Source organism: Clostridium sp. 'White wine YQ' (genome assembly GCF_028728205.1).
In the GTDB taxonomy this organism is placed as follows: Bacteria; Bacillota; Clostridia; order Clostridiales; family Clostridiaceae; genus Clostridium_T.
Map to the genome: position 1 here is coordinate 1 of NZ_JAQYUU010000001.1, position 19,220 is coordinate 19,220.

Below are 19,220 nucleotides of genomic sequence, written 5' to 3' on the forward strand. Positions count from 1 at the left end.
ACTGGATACTGTGTGCAATTTTGAAAGAACATAAAGTTTTTTCAAAAAATAATTAACTAACAAAAGTTAATTCACATTAAATTTGATAGATTCGAGCAATGCAAGGAAACGAGGAACGAGAAGCGCAGCATACTTTAGCTATGTGAGCCTCGCAGTGACGAAGTTGACACAGCAGTGCGAAGAATATAGCAAATTTAGAGGTAAAATTGGTGATGATGATACAAAGGTAACACCCCTTCCCATTTCGAACAGGACGGTTAAGCTTTGAGATGCCGATGGTACTGCACGGGAGACTGTGTGGGAGAGTAGGGAATCGCCAATTCTTGTTCCGCGGTAGCTCAATGGTGGAGCACTCGGCTGTTAACCGATAGGTTGGAGGTTCGAGCCCTCTCCGCGGAGCCATAATTTAAATAAGTAGTAACTAAATTCAGCGAAAGCTGGATTTTTTTATTTTCAATAAATTATTATAAATAAGATTAAGCAATAGATAAGATAGACTTTTCACAAGTTTCTCCTATAAATATAAGATTTAATAATATATTAATTAATTTGTAATACAAATTCATATATTTGTTACACAGTGTTTGTACGATAATAATAATATATATATGGGGGGAGTATTATGAAAAAGAGAGGCTGGAGAGTAACTTCATTTTTTAAATTGTTAGTTAGTACAGTTATAGTAAGCAGTTTATCTGCAATTATGTTTTATAAAGTATTAAATAGTAGGAGTGAAACAATAAAAACATCAGCTATAGGTAATAAACAACAAAAGGTAATATCAGCAATTGATGCAGAAAAAGATAATCAAGTACCTAATATAACTGAAAAAAATGAACAACAAATAGAAGATATATCAAAAGAAAAAGAAGGAAGTAATGTAATAAGTGTACATAATATGTTAATAAATCATACAAATTTACATAAAGATAGAAAAGTAGCGTATCTTACATTTGATGACGGCCCTTCTACAACTGTTACACCTAAGATACTAGATATATTAAAGCAAAACAATATAAAAGCCACTTTTTTTGTATTAGGGGAACTTATTGATAAATCAGAAGCATCAAAGAATGTACTAAGGAGAATAGTAGAAGAAGGTAATTCTATAGGTAATCATACATATACACATAAATTTAATGTTTTATATCCGCATGGAGTAGTAGATACAAATGCGTTCATGCAGGAAATAGATAGGACAAATAACTCTATAAATTCGATTTTAGGGGAAAAATATACTCCAAAGGCAATAAGATATCCAGGGGGACATATGTCGTGGAAAGGAGAAGATGAAGTGGACAAGCAACTTCTTTCTAGAGGACTTTATTACATTGATTGGAACTGTATTATTGGTGATGCAGAAAGCAAGAAAAAGACAAAAGATGGACTTTTTAAGAAATTCAAAGATACTCAAAATTTAAATAAAAAAGATAATGATCTAGTTATATTAATGCATGACTCTTATGGAAAAGAGGAAACAGCTAACGTGCTGCCAGAAATAATAGATGATTTAAGAAGAGAAGGATACCAATTTGATATAATAAAATAAGATTAACTTTATGAAAACATGGTATAATTTATAGAGAAGTAGATACTTCTCTATTTTACTATTACTTTTTTTGAGGTGAAAAAATGTATAAGATACTGATTGTTGAAGACGAAGATAGCATAAGAGGTTTTTTAAATATAAACTTTAAAAGAAATGATTTTGAAGTTATAGAAGCCGCAAATGGAGAAGAAGGAATACAAAAGGCTTTACTCGAAAAACCTGATGTAACACTTCTAGATTTGATGCTTCCAGGCATAGATGGATATAAAGTATGTGAAGTGCTAAGAAAAGAACATCCTAAAATGGGAATAATAATGCTTACAGCCAAGGGACAGGACATAGATAAGATTATGGGACTAGAATATGGGGCAGATGATTATGTTGTGAAGCCATTTAATCCAATTGAATTAACATTGAGGGTAAAATCTCTATTAAGAAGATTGGATATTGAAGACAAAGAAACAGATAGGATTGAAAGTGGTGAATTCCTGATAGATGTCTATTCACAAAAAGTATATAAAAGTAATGTGGAAATTGACTTAACTCCAAAGGAGTATATGATGCTTAAGATATTCATGGAGAATCCAGGGAAAGCATTTACAAGAGATGAATTATTGAATTTAGTATGGGATTACAATTTTTTTGGTGATTCGAAAATAGTTGATGTTAACATAAGAAGACTTAGATCAAAGATTGAAGACAATCCTTCAGTTCCAGATCATATAGAGACAGTCTGGGGAACGGGGTATAGATGGAAGGAATAAAAATGTACATGAATAAAAGTGTTAGAACCAAGATGGTTAAATACTTCATATTGGTTATATTTTTTATAGTTTTGATTTTGAATATTCTAATGATAAATTATATAAAAAGATACTATTATGATAGCACTGAACAAGTACTAAAGAGTGAAATAAAAACATCAGCCGATTTTTATAATAAATATTTCTCGTATACATCACTTGAAGAAAATATTTATAACAATATTGATGTTTTTTGGAGTGAAAGTAATGCTGAAGTACAAATATTAGATACGAATGGTAAACTTCTTATGGATTCTATGGGAGTAAAGGATAAGAATGTAATAGATACTTCAGATGTTAAAAAGGCTGCTAAAGGTGATTATGAAAGATGGATAGGAAAAGTAAGTTATTATGATGATGAAGTAATGGCTATATCTTATCCACTTAAATCTTCAGGAGAGATTAAAGGTGTGCTTAGATACGTTATTTCTCTTAAGGAAGTAAATAGTTCAATAAAAGGAATTGCAATATTTTTTATCACAATTTCATTAATCGTACTAGCTATTGGAGCAATTATTAGTTTAATTTTAGCAAAAGGAATAATTAATCCAATTAAAGAGTTAACTACTGTTGCTGAAACTATGGCATCAGGAGATTTAAACATAAGGAGTCTTAATAATTCTAAAGATGAGATAGGAAAACTATCAGCAACACTTAATTATATGGCTGAAGAATTATCAAAAAGAGAAAAACTAAAGAATGATTTTATATCTTCAGTGTCACACGAGCTTAGAACTCCTTTGACAGCTATAAAAGGATGGGTGATTACTATAAATGGTGATTATTCTGATGAAGAAGTTTTAAAAATGGGATTGGGAATTATTGAAAAAGAAACAGAACGTCTATCTAATATGGTAGAAGAGTTATTAGATTTCTCAAGGCTTATTTCCGGGAAAATAGCTCTAAAAAAAGAAATGATATCAATAAAAGATATAGTAGATTATATTGGAATATACATGACACCTAGGGCAAATAGAGATAACATAGAGTTTCTAGTTAATATAGAAGAAAACCTTCCTGAAATATGGGCAGATGGAGATAGGATGAAGCAAGTTTTTATTAATATAATAGATAATGCTTTTAATTTTACTGAGCCTGGCGGAAGAGTAGAATTATCAATAAGCAAGGAAAAGAATAGTAGTCAAATTCTAATCAAGCTTAAAGATAATGGATGCGGAATTGAAGAAGATATATTACCTAAGATTAAAGAAAAATTCGTTAAAGGAAAGAATTCCAGATCTCAGAATGGAATTGGATTGTCTATTTGTGATGAAATTGTTTCACAACATGGAGGAAGCTTAGAGATATATAGCAAGTTATCAGTTGGAACAGAGGTAGTTATAAAACTTCCTACTGCCTTTAGAGATTAAAAGGAGGAAGAATGAAAAAAGAAATTAAATTAATGATAGTGCTTTTAAGTATTCTTGCATTTGTATTGATATTTTCAAAGTTCAAGGTATCAGGAAATGATTTTAAAAGACTTATACCTCCTACATCTCAAAGCATTCACTTAGATGGTAAGTGGCAGAAAATATCTGCTTATAACATGAAAGACAATACAAATAAAGGTGTATCAAAAGAGTATTATTATTTTGAAGCTGAAAAAGCTTTCATAGAAAATAGTTCTTATGAGGGAATAGAATATAAGCTTAGAGTCGTAAATTTGAAACAATATTTAACTTTTGAATATAAAATAGATAAAGAAATAATAGCTGACGAAGATAGAGATGTTGATGTAATAAGTATACTGAAAAATAATGTGCTAATCTCTGAAGTAATTAAAGTAGATGACGATACTATTCTAGCAATAAATGAAGATTGTATATATAAGTTAAAGAATGTATCTCAAAGTATAGATGATTATCCAGTAAAGAACAATGATTTAAATACAACTAATAGCGTTAGTCTGAAAGATAGTAATAATAAACCAATAGGTCTTTATTTAGGGCTGAAAAAGGCAAGGGGAGTAAATGAAGATGGAAGTGTAGGAGCAGAAAAATATAGAACACTTTGGATATCCTATGCGACTGGACAGGTTTTGCCGATATATCAAAGAGAAAATATCTTATATCCTAGACTTAAAGGTTTTTGGGAATTAGTACCTGATAGTTATGTTAAAAATGGAATTAGGTATGAATTCTTTGATACTTACCCAATAAATAGTAAGAATGATGCGAAAATAAAATCCTCAGAATCATTACTTGATAAAGAATCATTAGGGGGAGAAGCATCAAGATATGGTATTGAACAAGGTAGTAAACTTGTAAATTTACTCTTTATAGGAAACAACTATATATCAACTGAAGAATTTAATGATAGATATTCAGAGGAAAGTGGTAGATTTAAAATAATTCCAGTAGATAATATATATGCAGATAGAGGAGTATCAATAGAGTTATTAAATGGTATTGATGGGTATGAAGCATTTAAAAATGCAGCAGATGTAGCATTAAATCGTAATGAAGAGGAAGCACAAGTTAAGTTAGATACCACAGAGATATCACTGGTGAGAAAAAGTGGTAGATGGATCCTAGAAGGAAGAGTTTTAAGAAAAGGTGATAAACCTATTGATTTTGATATAAGAACTGTAAATACAAAGAAACTTGTAAATTTTGATGACCTATCAGTAAAGTGGAGTATAATAAAAGCAGAAAATCCATTAGTTAAAGATATTTATACATCACCAAATGGAAAGCTAGCTCTATTAGTTCTAGATGATAAAATATTAGTGTATGAAGTGGAAGATGGGAGCCTAAAAGGACAACCAATCAAGATAATAAATAAAGATAAGGATGAGTCAGTGATAATGGCTGAATGGGCTGATGGTGATTTTGTGAAGGCATGGAAAAATGTATTTATTAAAAATGCATCACTAATTGATAATTAAGTTGTTCTAAAAATAAAGACCAGATAAAATCTCAATTATGAGTTTTACCTGGTCTCTTTTTTATTTATCTGTGTAATTCTTAAAATAATCACTCTTAATCATTTTATCAGAGATATCAAAAACTTGCTTATATAAATCTTGATCTTCTTTGCTTAATGTTCCTCTTAGTGTTCCATTAGTCAAATAAGCAAAGGATTTATTTGTTTTTAATAAGTTTCTTCCTAAAGCACTATTGATATACTTACTTTCATCAACACCCATCAAATATGATATAGTTGGCATCATATCAACTTGTCCACCATAAGTATCAATCTTTACAGGATTATTGTAATTCTTTTGATAAACTATATATGGAACTGATGAAATATTATTATCTAACCACCAATTTTCTGGGTTTTTCATTTCATTAACTTTATCATTATAATATTTGTGGACTCCAGTGTGGTCACCTTCAATTACAACAACAGTATTATCAAGCAATCCATTTTTATCTAACTCATTTAAGAACATTCCTATTTGTTTATCTGTATAATGCACTGTTTGGAAGGAATTACCTAATAAAGAATCTTTTAATTCACCAGTTAAATTTAATTCTTTATATTTATCAGGTAGTTCAAAAGGACCATGGTTTGTTAATGTTACTGTAAAAGTATAAAAAGGTTGTTTCATTTTCTTAATCATAGGTACTACTTGCTTAAAATAAGTTTCATCGCTTAATCCAAGTCCTATAACTTCATCAGGATTAAAGGAATAGTAGTCTATAAAGTTATTGAACCCAATTCCCTTTAGTCCATCAGCATAGTTCCAGAAGCTTCCCTTATCAGGATGTATAGCAGTTGATTCATAACCCTTATCCCCTAATAGTTTAGGAAGTGATATATAATCCCTATTTGGATATCTAAAGAATGTACTTCCTTTCTTCAGTGGAAGCATGCCAGTATTAACCATTAAGTCTGAATCAGAACTTGTACCTTCATTAACTTGTTCAAAAACATGAGGGAAGTATATTGAGTTATTTAAAATTTTGTTTAAGTTTGGAGTTATTTCTTGGCCATCAGCTTTTTGTCCAATTACAAAGTTCTCTAAGGATTCCACTTGAATTATTAAAAGATTTTTACCATTAAATAATCCTTTATAGTTGTTGTCAGGTAAATTTTCATTCTTTTTAGCATAGAAGTCTTTAACTTCTTTTTGTTCATCTGCGGTTAACTTATATGGCTTTAAATCTTTATATGTATTATAAACATCAAATAAGTGATAGCCGATAGAAGAAAAGTACTTAGCTGTATTCGTTGCATCATAGTTAGAAAATAAATAGGAGTTCCTAACATCTTTATTTCCTAAAACATTTATATTAAAAGGAACATAACCAATGTATATAATAGAAATTAGAAAAGCAGCTGCAAAGCCTTTAAAATTACTTTTTACCTTTTTAAAGCTCTTTCTAAAAATAATTATATAAGGAATTAATACTAAAAAATCTATAACAAATATAAAATCAAGTTTTGTAGTAAGTGATAAAATTGATCCAGACATATTATCTAAGTTAGCAGTTTGTGTTGCAACAATTACAGAAGGAACTGTCTGGAAACCACGAAAATACCACAGATCTAATACAAATAGAAATGTTAGTAGAGCATTTATTATTAATGGGAATATCCATTTTCCTTTTCCTTTAAATAGAAGTGTAAAACTTAAGAATACTACTGCAAATGCAATATAGTAATTCATAAATGGAGAAACAGAACTATAGCCTGTCCCAAAACTAAAATTATAAGGTGTTTTACTTCCTACAAATCCTTGAAAATAAATCCCCTTAAGTGTTATTGAAATTACTAGTAGTAAATAGAAAACGACTCTAAGAATTGTATTCTTTGTTAATTGTGCTTTGAAATTTTCTATTATAGAAACTTTTAAATTCGTTAAATTCATTTTTCTCCTCCTGAATGTAGCGTTTACCTAAAAATTATATCCTAACTGTATATATAAATCAAATAACAAAATAATAACTAAATGTAAATTGTTAGCTATGTAAGAAGGTAGAGAAGAATAGAATTGTTGTAGAGATGATAATAAATATGTACAATGATGTTATATAAGAAATTAATTATGTTATCTTGGAGGTAAAATGAAACATTTATTTATAATTAACCCTGAAGCTGGTAAAGGAAGAGCATTAGAATATAAAGATAAAATAGAAAAGATATTTACTAAAATCAATGAAGAATATGAAATCATTATAACAGAAAGAGTTGGACATGCTACTGAGGTAGTAAGAGAGCTTACATCTAGAGACAGATATAGGGTTTATGCAATAGGAGGAGATGGAACATTAAATGAGGTGGTTAACGGGTTAGTAGGAACAGACAGTATACTTGGAGTAATACCAGCAGGTTCAGGAAATGATTTTATAAGAAGTATATGGGATGAACAGGATGACGAGTTATTAATAAAGACTATAAGAGGTGATTTTAAGAAAATTGATTTAGCAAAAGTAAATAATAAATATTTCATAAATATATCATCAATAGGGTTTGATGCAGAAGTAGTATATAATGCGAGAAAATATAAAAAGTATAAGTTTATAAGTGGACCATTTGCTTATTTTATAAGTATTTTTATAACTGCATTGAGATTTAAAGGCGTTGAAATCGAGTTTGAACTAGATGGACAGCCTATAAATGATAAGATATTTTTAATGGCAGTAGCTAATGGTAAATATTATGGGGGAGGAATAAAAATTGCTCCTTTTGCCAATATAACAGATGGGGCATTAGAATTATATTTAATTAAAGCAATATCAATATTTAAGTTAATTAGAGAAATTCCTAAAGTTTTAAAAGGAGTACATAGTTATGGAATTAAGGAAGTAAAGTATTCAAAAATTCAGAACATAAAGGCGAAGTCTAAAAATGAATTTACCATAAATATTGATGGGGAGATAGTAAGAGGGAAAGAGGTTGAGTTTCTAATACTTCCTTCAAAATTGGATATGATAATTCCTAACAATTAATATTTTATTATGTGTAAAGTTAATGTAATATAATTACGATAAAAAAACTATGAATAAAAAAAGAATTTTGTTTACAATTATTATAGTTACACAAGGTTTATTGATTAAATTTCTTCCTAATTATTGGTTAATAATTATTTTATTAAGCTGCATAATTTTCACTATATTAACTAGTAGTAAGTTTCAAGTTGGAGGTAGAGAAATAACATTAGATACTCATTTTTTATTTAACGCTATTAATACTATCATCTATTATTGTAGGGCAGACGCAAATATTGCACGACGATTACTGCTAGATCTAAGTGGATACCTTAGATACTTTCTTGAAAATAAAAATATCACCGTAAAGTTAAAAGAGGAGTTAGATGTATTAGATGCATATCTTTCAATACAGAAGGCTAGATTTCAAGAAAAATTTGATTATTCTATTGCGGAAAGTAATAGTGTATTTATTATATTCAAGAATTCTATAATAGATTTATGTTACTTTTTGCTAAGGGAAGGAATAATAAAAAGTAAGGGGTCAGGAAGAATTGACATAATCGATATCATAGAAAAAGACCATTTACTATTAGAAATCAATTACTTAGGAAATTTTCCTCAAAATATCGATGAATTCAGTATGAATTTCCATAGAAAATATGGATATGAAATTAAAACAACCAGAAATGATAATGGTGTAATATTAAGAATAGTAATGGCGAAAAATAACCTTAAGGAGTAGGAGAATGTTAAAAATAGCTTTGGTTGATGATGAGAATATTGCATTGGAAGAATTGGAGTATTTACTTTTAAAAGAAAACGACGTAAAAATCATTGGTAAATATACAGACCCTCATCAGGCGATTAAAGAAATCAAGGAATTAGAACCAGATGTGGTTTTTTTAGATGTTTCCATGCCAGAAATAAATGGATTCATGGTTGCTGAAGAGATTAAGAAATTACGCCGAAATATTGAGATAGTTTTTATTACTGCTCATGGGGATTATGCGATTAAAGCATTTGAGATTGATGCAAGGGACTATGTGTTAAAACCATTTCATCCAAGAAGAATAGAAAATACTATGAATAGGCTTAGGGCTAAAATTTATGATAACTATTCTGTAGTAAAGCCTAAGTTAGTTAAAAAAATACCTATTAAATATAATGATAAGTTAAGTTTATTAGATGTTGAAAGTATAATTTATTGTTCAGCAAGTGAAGGTAATGTTGAAGTAATAACTTCAAATGGTTCTTTTATATCAGAAGAACCTTTAAATTCAATGGAATCAAGATTAGTTGATTTTAATTTTATTAAATGCCATAGAAAGTATTTAGTAAATTTAGATTTAATAGAAAATATTATTCCCTGGGCGAGTGGAACGTACATATTAAAATTGAAAGGGACAGAGGAAAAGGTTCCTGTAAGTAGAAATTATCAAAAAACTATTAAGGAAATTTTTAAGATATAGGGAATTTAATTTATTCTTACATAAATAAGTTATTAGTTAATATTATAATTCTACATAACATAGTATTATATATGTAAATAAAACTTGGTATATCCAAGTTTTATTTATATTATAAAATAATTTAATTACATTTATGTTTTTCACTTGAAAAAGTTGCTTTAGCGCTTTCTGTACGAGGATCATGGTCAATATGCTTTTTATTATTTGATTTAGTATTATCTTTTTTTGCCATCACTGCACCTCCTTATTACATAAAAATATTCCTACTTAGTTTATACAGTTTTAAAGAAACTATTAGGATTTATAGGGTTTTTTATAGGAAACTTAATTTACTCTTGTTTGAAAATGTAATTTCCTGGACATTTTCAAACAAGAATAAATTTTTTAGTTGAACTTAAAACCAGTTAATAGAAACAAATTTATTTTAAAAAATAAATCCCCTATGATAAAATATATATGTAATTAGGTATTTAATAAAACTATTCTCACCTGGAAAGGAATTGAGTCTTATGATGACAGTTTATGATTTAGTAATTATCGGTGGAGGACCTGCTGGAATGTCTTCAGCTTTAAAAGCGAAGGAGAATGGAATAGATAATATTCTTATTATAGAAAGAGAAGAATATTTAGGTGGAGCACTTATGCCTTGCATTCATTATGGATTTGGTGAGAAGATTTTAAATAAAAAAGTAACAGGTACGGAATTAATGCAGCATCTTGTTGATAAGATTGAGGAAAGCAGAATAGAGTGTAAGTTATCTTCCTTAGTTTTAGATGTTACAAAAGATAAAATAATAACATATGTAAATTCTAATGATGGAATAGTATCAATTAAAGGTAAAAGTATCATTTTCGCAACTGGAGCAAGAGAAAAATATACTGGAAATATAGAAATAGCTACAAAAAGCTATTCAGGTATTTATACATTAGGAACAGCACATAAGTTTGTAAATTTACAGGGATATTTGCCAGGAAAGTCGATAATAATTTTTGGTACTAATGATAGAGCACTTATTATTGCTAGAAGACTTATTACAGAAGGTGCAAGTGTTAAAGCTTTAATTGAAAGTAGTAATGAAATTAGGGCAAGGATTACGGAGAATAGGGAGATTATAGATTTATATAATATTCCAATTTACTTTAATTCAAAAATAAAAGATGTTTTTGGGAAAGAGAGAATAACAGGGCTTGTAATTGAAAATGTAATCTCTAAAGAACGAAAAGAGTTGTTGTGTGATAGCTTACTGCTTACAGTAGCATGGAAATCTGAAATAGATCTCTTAAAGAAAGCAAAAGTAGAGTTAGTTGATAATAATGAAGCAGCTTATGTAAATGATAAATTTATGACATCTCAAAAAGGTGTATTTGCTGTAGGATCAGTATTAAATCCAAGGTATTGGGCTGATGATGCTATTATTCAAGGAGAAAAAGCAGGGGAAGAGGTTGCTAAGCTTATTCGTTCAACCAGTAAGGCTTAGTTATAATAATTGAAGCAGAAATCTATGATTTCTGCTTCAATTTATTTACTATATACTCTGATATTAGAATATGTCCCTTTTTATTTAAATGAATACCATCAATATAGATATCTTCACCATTAAAGTAAGCTTCTTCAGTAACAGAGTATAAATCAATTATTTTTTCCTTATCAAATATATTTACTAACTCGTTCTTTAGATTAATTATTGATTTGTTTATTTGATTATAATCAGGATAGGAACTCCAAAGGTTTATTGATTTATTCTTATCTATGAAAGGTGGAATCAAGATGGTGGTTTTAATGTTGTTATCTTCGCATTCCTTATGCAATAAAACAATATTTTCTAATATAGTTTTATAAGGCCTTTCCATTAAAAAATCATTTGTACCAGCAAGAATGAAGCAAAATTTTGGTGCAATATTAATTACATCGCGCCAAACTCTTGAAAGCATTCCTACAGTTGTATCCCCATTTACACCTTTATTTAAATAAGAAAAATTACAATTTGCACATATTCTGTTTACCCAGGAGTCCTCCTTATGTACACCATATCCAAAAGTAAGACTATCACCTAAAAAAACTATATCCATTTTTCACCTCAAAACAACTTGTTAAAACAGTTTTTACAAACTAAGGTTTTGCCTTTATTTGCTTTTATATAATCATTTGACTTAATAGGTTTATTACAAAACTCACAAATTAATAAGTTATTATTTTCTGAAGTTTTAGAAGTGGTATTCTTAATAAGCTTTTTCCCATTAGAGGCTGGAGAGTAGATTAACTTTTCACTTTTAATTTCTTTAGGTTTTATAGTGTATTCTATTTCATATTCACTTTCACCAAATAACTCTAACTCAAAACGAGGATTTTCTTTGTCATAAAATTCTTCTATATAAATTGTTTTTATTTGAGCATCATTAACAATAAGGCCACTTTTTTCAACTCCATCAAAAATACTTTTTGTTATATTGTTAGTATCAGGATGTCGTTTAGAACTCTTATAATAAACTTTAAGTATTGCTATCAAACCCTCTTCTAGAACAATATTTGGATTCTGTACTCTCGCTTCATAAGAAATTTCTTCTTCGTAAAGTGCATATCTATCATGATATTTGCCAGAGTTATAGGGGAGTATTGCCCTTCCATTTGTATTAAATAATTTAAAATTAGATTTAGATATTGGAGACCCCTTCACAATAACCTTAGCATAAGATTTATTCATATATATTCTCCTTGTTATAAAATTGTAAGACTCTTTAAATTGATAATATATTCTCTATAAAGTATAATACAATATGAATGAATTTGATATATGAGGTAGTATTATGGAGAAAAAAATTATTTTATCCATTGAGAGCTCTTGTGATGAAACATCAGCTGCCATTGTAATAAATGGAAGAGAAGTTTTATCAAATATTATAGCATCTCAAATAGATATACATGAAAAATTTGGTGGAGTCGTTCCAGAAGTAGCTTCTAGAAAACATATTGAAGCAGTAAACTGGGTTGTTGAAGAAGCATTAAAGGAAGCAAATGTAACATTAGAAGATATAGATGCAGTTGCTGTGACATATGGGCCGGGACTAGTGGGAGCACTTTTAGTAGGCTTGCAATATGCTAAGGGATTAGCATATTCTTTAAAGTTACCACTAATAGGAGTTAATCATATTGAAGGACATATTTGTGCAAATTTTATAGATCATAAAGACTTAGTTCCTCCATTTGTATCATTAGTTGTTTCAGGTGGAAATACATTCATAGTTCATGTTAAGGATTATGGAGAATATGAGATATTAGGTGAAACTAGAGATGATGCAGCTGGTGAAGCTTTTGATAAGGTAGCTAGGGCAATAGGATTAGGTTATCCAGGTGGTCCGAAGATCGATAAAATATCAAAAGAAGGTAATGCGGATGCAATTAAATTTCCAAAAGCTAAATTCCATGAAGATACTTTAGATTTTTCTTTTTCAGGGTTAAAATCTGCAGTATTAAATTATATTAATAAGAAAAATATGCAAGGTGAAGAAATAAATAGAGCAGATGTAGCAGCATCATTCCAAAAATCAGTAGTGGAAGTGCTTACAGAAAATGTTCTAGCAACCTGCGAAAAAAGAAAAATCAATAAAATTGCTATAGCTGGAGGGGTTGCATCTAACAGCTATTTGAGAAATAATTTAATTAAAGAAGGAAATAAAATAGGGGTTGAGATTCTATTCCCTTCTCTAGTGTTATGCACTGATAATGCAGCCATGATTGGAAGTGCAGCTTATTTTCAATTGATTAAAGGGGATTCAAGTGGGTTGGATTTAAATGCAAAGCCAAATTTAAAACTGGGGGAGAAGTAAAGAGAAATGAATATGCTTCATCATTCTAATGGTATAAATAGACTCAAGTATAAGAAAAACAAAAATATTCCAAAGGTCATTAAAACTACAGTTTATGTAATTATTTTTATATTATTATCTTTAGCTGTATTTCAACTTGTTTTAGGAAAAGTATACAATGAGAAGTATAAGTCGAGGTTTAAATATACAAGAATAGATGAAAAAAAAGTATTTTATAATGATTCGGGATCAGGTGAACTTACAATAGTATTTGACTCAGATTTGGGATTAGATTTAAATGAATGGAATTCCATAGAAAAAAGTTTTAAAGAAAAATATAATATTAAAACTTTTCAGTATAATAGATTAGGTTATGGAAATAATGATGGAGGAAGTAGAGTCGATTTAAAAAAGCAGGCAGATGATTTGCGATTGACACTAAAGAAGGCAAATATAACAGGTCCATATATATTGGTAGGTTCAGGATACGGTTCATTAGTTATGACTAACTTTGCTAATACATATCCGGAGATAGTAAAAGGGGTTGTGCTTATCAATCCCATAAATGAAGAATATATAAAGGACAAGGAGTATATCAAAAATTTTTCAGATAGTAAATTTAAATATAAAGTAGAGTATATAAGTGCATATTTTGGAATATCATACTTTAGAGAAAAATTAGGGTTATTAAAAGTACCAGAAGGTGTGGTTACATCAGGTGATGAAGAATTAGCAAGTGAATATATGTCTAACAGAATAAGAAGTAAGTATTCCCAAGCTATCTATAATGAAATAATAAATTTAGAGAATGGAGATAGCTCTTCTCAAATAGAAGGAATGTTGGGGGATAACCCTCTTGCAATAGTATCTAGAGAAGAAAATATGGATAAAGATAAGAAGTTATTAGCTTTGTCAAAATCAAGATATATTACTCAGATATCAACAAACAGTAAAGGACAATATATACCAGTATCTGACAAAGAAAAAACTTTAGAAGCAATAAACTATGTGTTAGAAAAAGCAAAGGTGAACGCCAAGAAATAAATTGTAATTACTATATTAGTAACATATAGTATTAATTATTTTATAGTATTAGTAGTAAAAATTAAAAGTATTCATCACTACAAAAGAAAACAGGGATCACACTCTGTTTTTCTTTGATTTTAGAAAATAGAGAAAAAAAGTTAGTTTTGTCATTTACATGACACATTGATATTTTATATTAGGACTATGGATATAATAAAAATGAATTTTTCTTTGGGAGGTTTGATTTTAATGAGCGATTTTAGAGATGATAATATTAATGAAAATAATTCATATGAAGTAAATACAGAAAATAATTCTGAAATAGTAATAAATAATGAAGAAAATAAAAATGAAGAAAATATAGAAAGTGATGTAAGTTCTGTTTCAAACTCAGAAGTTAATAATGAAGTAGAGACTATTGATAACTTAGGGGCAGGGAACAATGCGGAGGAAGAAATATACACTCCAGACTTTGTTATGGTTTCTAACGGTAAAGAAAAGAAGATGAAAAGAAAGAAACCGAAAAGTAAAAATTTTAATTCGTTAGGAAAGTATATTTTGGTAGGAGGAATATCTGTTGCAGTAGCGCTTGGTGTTTCAATACCATCAACATATTTTTTAGTTAAAAATCAAATAGAAAGTGGTAACTTAAAAACATCATCTAGCGATCCATATAATTTTTATACACCACCTTCATTTACTAGTAATTCAGATACGTTATCTGTAACAGATGCTGTAAAAAAGGTAGCTCCAGCAGTTGTTAGTGTATCAACAAAGAGTATTGTAAATAACGGATTTTTCAGCCAACAACAAGAAGGCGTAGGTTCAGGATTTATAATTAATAAAGATGGGGATATATTAACTAATTTCCATGTAGTTCAGGGAGCGACTGAAGTAAAAGTAACCTTCAACAATGGTAAAGAATATAAAGCTAAAGTCGTAAATTATGATGAAAGCAGAGATTTAGCATTAATAAGATTACAAGATAAAGTTGATATGCCTGGAGTAGCAACACTTGGAGATTCAAGTAAACTTCAAGCTGGGGAAGATGTAATTGCTATAGGAAATCCATTAGGAAAAGAATTTGTAGGAACTGTAACTAAGGGAATTGTAAGTGCTACAAATAGAACTCTTCAAAATCAAGATGGAAGTACATCTGTATATATTCAAACTGATGCAGCTATAAATCCAGGAAATAGTGGTGGTCCCTTAATAAACTCAAGGGGAGAGGTAGTTGGTATTAATTCCGCAAAAATTAGTGAAAATGGAATAGAAGGAATAGGATTCTCAATACCAATTAATGATGCAAAAGATAAACTTGGTGCATTAAGTACTCCATCAAATAAGAATAATTCAAACAATAGTAATAATGGAACTGTTGCATCTTCAGGTTTAATGTTGGGAGTAATAATTCAGGATCTAGATAAGAATACAGCACAGCAACAAGGATTACCAGAAGGTATTTTAGTTAAAGCAATACAAAATGGATCACCAGCAGAAACTGCTGGGATAGAGATTGGTGATGTAATTACAGGCTTTAATGGAAAAACAGTTAAAACTAGTGCACAACTTAATGCTGAGAAAGCAAAGTTAAAAGAGGGAGATAAGGCTAATATAGTAGTGGTGAGAAGTGGAAAAGAGTTGACTCTTCAAGTTGTAATGAAAGCCCAAAGCAATGAATAATTTAATAGTTGAGATAATCTAAAACAGGGGATAGCTGATTTTTGAAAAATGGCTATCCTCTAATTTTTTTACAGATTATTTTATTATACTAATAAGTATAGTATAATAACTTTATGTTATCATTTACTTATAGAATTTTAGTAGAACAATAATTTATGTTACTAGTTGAAAATAGTATCTAGTTTATATAAATTCTCATGCTATATTAAAATTCTTAAACTGAGGAGGGAAAAAATGAGCAAACTAGATGATGTATATCATGCAATTGTTGAATTGCAAAAAAGTTTTGCTGAAGGAGTTACTGCCAATGATGTAAGTAATTTTTTGGAGTTGGACAGGGCTAATGTAAGTAGATATTTGAATCAGCTTTATAAAGAAAAAAAGGTAAAGAAGATAGATGGAAGGCCAGTTGTTTATTCCGCAGTTGAAGAAAATAGCGAGAGGCAAACAAAAGATGATTCAGTAAAAAGTAATGATACATTAAAAATAGTAAATAATAGCTTGGACTCAATGGTTGGTGCAGATTTAAGCTTGCAAGTTCCAATACAGCAGGCTAAAGCAGCTATTTTATACCCACCAAGAGGACTTCATACTCTTATTTTGGGAGAAACAGGAGTAGGAAAGTCAATGTTTGCAGAATTGATGTATACATTTGCAAAGGAATCAGGAGCATTAGATAGCAATGCACCATTTGTAAGATTCAATTGTGCTGATTATGCAGATAATCCACAACTAGTTATTGCACAAATATTTGGTGTTAAGAAAGGTGCTTATACAGGAGCAGAATCAGATAGAGAAGGACTTCTTAAGAAGGCTGATGGCGGAATGATTTTCTTAGATGAAATTCATAGACTATCTCCTCAAGCACAAGAAATGCTGTTTACTTATATAGATAAAGGATACTTTAGACCACTAGGGGATACAGAAAATTTAATACATGTAGACGCACAAATAATTGCAGCTACAACAGAAGATCCAGCATCATACTTATTAAAGACATTTACCAGAAGAATTCCTATGACAATAACCTTACCTTCATTAAAGGAAAGAAGTCTGAAAGAGAGATATTATTTACTTCAGGATTTTATAAAAGGTGAATCAAATAGATTAGGAAAAAGTATTTATTTTAATAAAAATGCTTTAATCTCGTTTTTCTTATACGATTGTCCTAATAATATTGGTCAATTAAGAAGTGACATTCAGTTGTCTTGTGCAAAAGCATTTCTTAATTACAAAGCAAATGGAAGAAATTACATAATTGTAGAACAAAATGATATACCACAAAGAGTTCAAAGAGGGTTAATGAAATTACAAGAGCATCGTGATGAAATTGACGACATCCTTTTAAACGTTGGGGACGTATTAAGATTTTCTTTTAAGGATCAAGATGATAATTTTCCTGTTATTGAACTCCATGATTCGGACATTCCTAAAAGAGAATTTTTTTATGATATCATTGAGAATAAATTAGAAATCTTAAGGCAAAAAGGTATAGAGGAAAAACAAATAAATGAGATATTAAATATCGATATAGAAAGATATTTTAATAAATATATAATGGATTTGCCAGAAAAGTTTAGAAAAGATGAAATAAGCAAAATAGTTGATATAAAGATTGTAGACTTAGTAGAAAAGATAATTAATTTAGCATCAGCAAGACTCGCTAGAGATTTTGATGAGAAGGTATATTTCGGGTTAGCATTGCATCTTCAAGGTAGTATTGAGAGAGTTAAGCAAGGTAAAAAAATATATCATCCAAAATTAAATCTTATAAGAGCGCAATATGGTGATGAATTTTTAGTTGCTATGGAAGTGGCAAAATTTATAGACGATGCATTCGATATTCAAATTCCTTTAGATGAAATTGGATATTTAACAATGTTCTTAGCAGCAAAGCCATATGAGGTGGATATAAAAAAAGAAGGCAAAGTAGGGGTTTTAGTAATTATGCATGGACATTCTACCGCCTCTTCAATGGTTGAAGTTGCTAATACATTAATTGGTGAGGAGTACGTTGAAGCTTTAGATATGCCATTAAGCATGAAAGCAGAAGATATGCTTAAACTTGCTAAAAGTAAGATAAAAAACATGAATAAGGGAAAAGGAATTCTTCTCTTAGTAGACATGGGGTCATTAACTAACTTTGGCGAAATAATAAAAGTAGAAACTGGGATTAGCATAAAGACTATTGACATGGTAACAACTTTACTTGTAATTGAGGCAGGAAGAAAAGCATTAAATGGAAGGGATTTAGATTCCGTTTATGATTCATGCATAGAAGCAAGTAGATTCGGAGTTAAGGGAGCTATAGAAAATTCTCCTAAGAGAAAAATGCCGTTAATAATAACTACATGCTTTACTGGAGAAGGGTCTGCTGAAAGGATTAAAGAAATCTTAAAGAAGAAATTGAAATATGGATCAAGCTTAAAAATAATACCTTTAAATATTTTAGATAAAAAAGAATTTTATGATAATGTTGCAGAGTTAAAAGAGAAATATGAGCCATTAGCAATAGTAGGAACTGTAAACCTGACATTAGATAATATTCCATTCATTTCAGCACCAGATATTTTAACTAGTGAAGGAATTCAAAAACTAGATGAATTAATTCAAGCAGAAGAGGATTTTATTAAGGTTTCAGATTCAATTGATGAACAGATTCCTGAAATAGAAGGGAAAAAGTTAGTTAAAGATATCAGATTTTCACTTAGCGAGATGGAGGAATTACTTAATAAAGAAATACCACATAACGTAAAGATAGGTATGATAATGCACATATGTTTCCTTATAGATACAATAAAAAATGGTGGGAAAGACAGAGAATTCCCTAATTTAAATAAGTACAGAAGTTCATTTAGTAAAGAATTTATATTAGTTAAACAAGCATTAAAGAATATTGAGAGAGAATATGACTTAAATATTGTTGACTCAGAAATTGCTTTTATAGTTAGAATGATTGTAGAAAATACTAAGACTGTGTATTAGAATATGTCTGTGTATTTAA

The 19,220-nt window shown here is 29.3% G+C and carries 16 protein-coding genes, 1 tRNA gene and 1 rRNA gene; 14 read left to right on the forward strand and 4 right to left on the reverse strand.

All coding sequences use genetic code 11. The features are described from left to right. Window positions 1-205: 205 nt before the first annotated feature. The 6 genes from rrf (at window position 206) to PTZ02_RS00030 (ending at window position 5,239) form a co-directional block, all read left to right on the forward strand. Window positions 206-322 (forward strand): 5S ribosomal RNA (gene rrf, locus PTZ02_RS00005). Between the two features lie 5 nt (window positions 323-327). Beyond that, window positions 328-402, forward strand: a tRNA-Asn gene (locus PTZ02_RS00010). Window positions 403-622: 220 nt separating this feature from the next. Further along, window positions 623-1,549, forward strand: coding sequence for a polysaccharide deacetylase family protein (locus PTZ02_RS00015; RefSeq protein WP_274225791.1), 927 nt, complete (start codon window positions 623-625; stop codon window positions 1,547-1,549). An 83-nt stretch (window positions 1,550-1,632) separates the two neighbouring features. Continuing rightward, window positions 1,633-2,313 carry a response regulator transcription factor gene (locus PTZ02_RS00020; protein WP_274225792.1) on the forward strand — a complete coding sequence of 227 codons (681 nt, stop codon included), beginning with the start codon at window positions 1,633-1,635 and terminating at the stop codon, window positions 2,311-2,313. Then, complete coding sequence (locus PTZ02_RS00025; RefSeq protein WP_443112607.1) at window positions 2,301-3,722, forward strand: sensor histidine kinase; 1,422 nt, start codon at window positions 2,301-2,303, stop codon at window positions 3,720-3,722. Before PTZ02_RS00020 ends, PTZ02_RS00025 begins: the two co-directional genes overlap by 13 nt. Window positions 3,723-3,733: 11 nt before the next feature. Next, on the forward strand, window positions 3,734-5,239 hold the full coding sequence (locus PTZ02_RS00030) for a hypothetical protein (protein ID WP_274225793.1): 1,506 nt from the start codon (window positions 3,734-3,736) through the stop codon (window positions 5,237-5,239). Between the two features lie 60 nt (window positions 5,240-5,299). Here the strand turns inward: PTZ02_RS00030 and PTZ02_RS00035 are convergent, their stop codons facing one another. Further along, window positions 5,300-7,171: an LTA synthase family protein gene (locus PTZ02_RS00035; RefSeq protein WP_274225794.1), complete on the reverse strand. Its 1,872-nt coding sequence runs from the start codon at window positions 7,169-7,171 to the stop codon at window positions 5,300-5,302. A 196-nt stretch (window positions 7,172-7,367) separates the two neighbouring features. On the opposite strand from PTZ02_RS00035, the gene PTZ02_RS00040 reads away from it, so the two are divergent. Genes PTZ02_RS00040 through PTZ02_RS00050 form a run of 3 tightly spaced genes read left to right on the forward strand, consistent with a single transcriptional unit; the run spans window position 7,368 to window position 9,703 of the window. Beyond that, window positions 7,368-8,252: a diacylglycerol/lipid kinase family protein gene (locus PTZ02_RS00040; protein ID WP_274225795.1), complete on the forward strand. Its 885-nt coding sequence runs from the start codon at window positions 7,368-7,370 to the stop codon at window positions 8,250-8,252. 49 nt (window positions 8,253-8,301) lie between these two features. Continuing rightward, complete coding sequence (locus PTZ02_RS00045; RefSeq protein ID WP_274225796.1) at window positions 8,302-8,976, forward strand: histidine kinase; 675 nt, start codon at window positions 8,302-8,304, stop codon at window positions 8,974-8,976. A 4-nt stretch (window positions 8,977-8,980) separates the two neighbouring features. Next, window positions 8,981-9,703, forward strand: coding sequence for a LytR/AlgR family response regulator transcription factor (locus PTZ02_RS00050; protein WP_274225797.1), 723 nt, complete (start codon window positions 8,981-8,983; stop codon window positions 9,701-9,703). A gap of 121 nt (window positions 9,704-9,824) precedes the next feature. Here the strand turns inward: PTZ02_RS00050 and PTZ02_RS00055 are convergent, their stop codons facing one another. Then, a complete protein-coding gene (locus PTZ02_RS00055) occupies window positions 9,825-9,935 on the reverse strand; it encodes a CPC_1213 family protein (protein ID WP_274225798.1) in 111 nt (36 codons plus the stop codon). 277 nt (window positions 9,936-10,212) lie between these two features. Here PTZ02_RS00055 and PTZ02_RS00060 point away from each other — a divergent pair, with 277 nt between their 5' ends. Then, the gene (locus PTZ02_RS00060; protein WP_274225799.1) at window positions 10,213-11,181 is read left to right on the forward strand and encodes an NAD(P)/FAD-dependent oxidoreductase; all 969 of its coding nucleotides are present in this window, start codon (window positions 10,213-10,215) and stop codon (window positions 11,179-11,181) included. A 22-nt stretch (window positions 11,182-11,203) separates the two neighbouring features. On the opposite strand, the gene PTZ02_RS00065 is transcribed toward PTZ02_RS00060, so the two are convergent. Then, the gene (locus tag PTZ02_RS00065; protein WP_274225800.1) at window positions 11,204-11,773 is read right to left on the reverse strand and encodes a GDSL-type esterase/lipase family protein; all 570 of its coding nucleotides are present in this window, start codon (window positions 11,771-11,773) and stop codon (window positions 11,204-11,206) included. Window positions 11,774-11,781: 8 nt separating this feature from the next. Next, window positions 11,782-12,405: a RusA family crossover junction endodeoxyribonuclease gene (locus PTZ02_RS00070; protein ID WP_274225801.1), complete on the reverse strand. Its 624-nt coding sequence runs from the start codon at window positions 12,403-12,405 to the stop codon at window positions 11,782-11,784. Window positions 12,406-12,508: 103 nt separating this feature from the next. On the opposite strand from PTZ02_RS00070, the gene tsaD reads away from it, so the two are divergent. The 4 genes from tsaD to PTZ02_RS00090 all read left to right on the forward strand — a co-directional run bounded on the left by tsaD (window position 12,509) and on the right by PTZ02_RS00090 (window position 19,201). Next, window positions 12,509-13,528: a tRNA (adenosine(37)-N6)-threonylcarbamoyltransferase complex transferase subunit TsaD gene (gene tsaD, locus PTZ02_RS00075; RefSeq protein ID WP_274225802.1), complete on the forward strand. Its 1,020-nt coding sequence runs from the start codon at window positions 12,509-12,511 to the stop codon at window positions 13,526-13,528. Window positions 13,529-13,534: 6 nt separating this feature from the next. Then, window positions 13,535-14,551, forward strand: a complete 1,017-nt coding sequence (locus PTZ02_RS00080) for an alpha/beta fold hydrolase (protein ID WP_274225803.1) — start codon at window positions 13,535-13,537, stop codon at window positions 14,549-14,551. Window positions 14,552-14,782: 231 nt separating this feature from the next. Then, window positions 14,783-16,216 (forward strand): S1C family serine protease, encoded by a 1,434-nt coding sequence (locus tag PTZ02_RS00085; protein ID WP_274225804.1) that lies wholly within the window; start codon window positions 14,783-14,785, stop codon window positions 16,214-16,216. Window positions 16,217-16,450: 234 nt separating this feature from the next. Continuing rightward, window positions 16,451-19,201 carry a sigma-54-dependent transcriptional regulator gene (locus PTZ02_RS00090; RefSeq protein WP_274225805.1) on the forward strand — a complete coding sequence of 917 codons (2,751 nt, stop codon included), beginning with the start codon at window positions 16,451-16,453 and terminating at the stop codon, window positions 19,199-19,201. Window positions 19,202-19,220 lie beyond the last annotated feature (19 nt).

Coding starts and splice junctions, on each gene's coding strand:
- PTZ02_RS00085 (WP_274225804.1), top strand. CDS start 14,783: ATGAGCGATTTTAGAGATGATAATATTAATGAAAATAATTCATATGAA.
- PTZ02_RS00025 (WP_443112607.1), top strand. CDS start 2,301: ATGGAAGGAATAAAAATGTACATGAATAAAAGTGTTAGAACCAAGATG.
- PTZ02_RS00050 (WP_274225797.1), top strand. CDS start 8,981: ATGTTAAAAATAGCTTTGGTTGATGATGAGAATATTGCATTGGAAGAA.
- PTZ02_RS00040 (WP_274225795.1), top strand. CDS start 7,368: ATGAAACATTTATTTATAATTAACCCTGAAGCTGGTAAAGGAAGAGCA.
- PTZ02_RS00015 (WP_274225791.1), top strand. CDS start 623: ATGAAAAAGAGAGGCTGGAGAGTAACTTCATTTTTTAAATTGTTAGTT.
- PTZ02_RS00060 (WP_274225799.1), top strand. CDS start 10,213: ATGATGACAGTTTATGATTTAGTAATTATCGGTGGAGGACCTGCTGGA.
- PTZ02_RS00080 (WP_274225803.1), top strand. CDS start 13,535: ATGAATATGCTTCATCATTCTAATGGTATAAATAGACTCAAGTATAAG.
- PTZ02_RS00045 (WP_274225796.1), top strand. CDS start 8,302: ATGAATAAAAAAAGAATTTTGTTTACAATTATTATAGTTACACAAGGT.
- PTZ02_RS00020 (WP_274225792.1), top strand. CDS start 1,633: ATGTATAAGATACTGATTGTTGAAGACGAAGATAGCATAAGAGGTTTT.
- PTZ02_RS00065 (WP_274225800.1), bottom strand. CDS start 11,773: ATGGATATAGTTTTTTTAGGTGATAGTCTTACTTTTGGATATGGTGTA.
- PTZ02_RS00070 (WP_274225801.1), bottom strand. CDS start 12,405: ATGAATAAATCTTATGCTAAGGTTATTGTGAAGGGGTCTCCAATATCT.
- PTZ02_RS00030 (WP_274225793.1), top strand. CDS start 3,734: ATGAAAAAAGAAATTAAATTAATGATAGTGCTTTTAAGTATTCTTGCA.
- PTZ02_RS00090 (WP_274225805.1), top strand. CDS start 16,451: ATGAGCAAACTAGATGATGTATATCATGCAATTGTTGAATTGCAAAAA.
- tsaD (WP_274225802.1), top strand. CDS start 12,509: ATGGAGAAAAAAATTATTTTATCCATTGAGAGCTCTTGTGATGAAACA.
- PTZ02_RS00035 (WP_274225794.1), bottom strand. CDS start 7,171: ATGAATTTAACGAATTTAAAAGTTTCTATAATAGAAAATTTCAAAGCA.
- PTZ02_RS00055 (WP_274225798.1), bottom strand. CDS start 9,935: ATGGCAAAAAAAGATAATACTAAATCAAATAATAAAAAGCATATTGAC.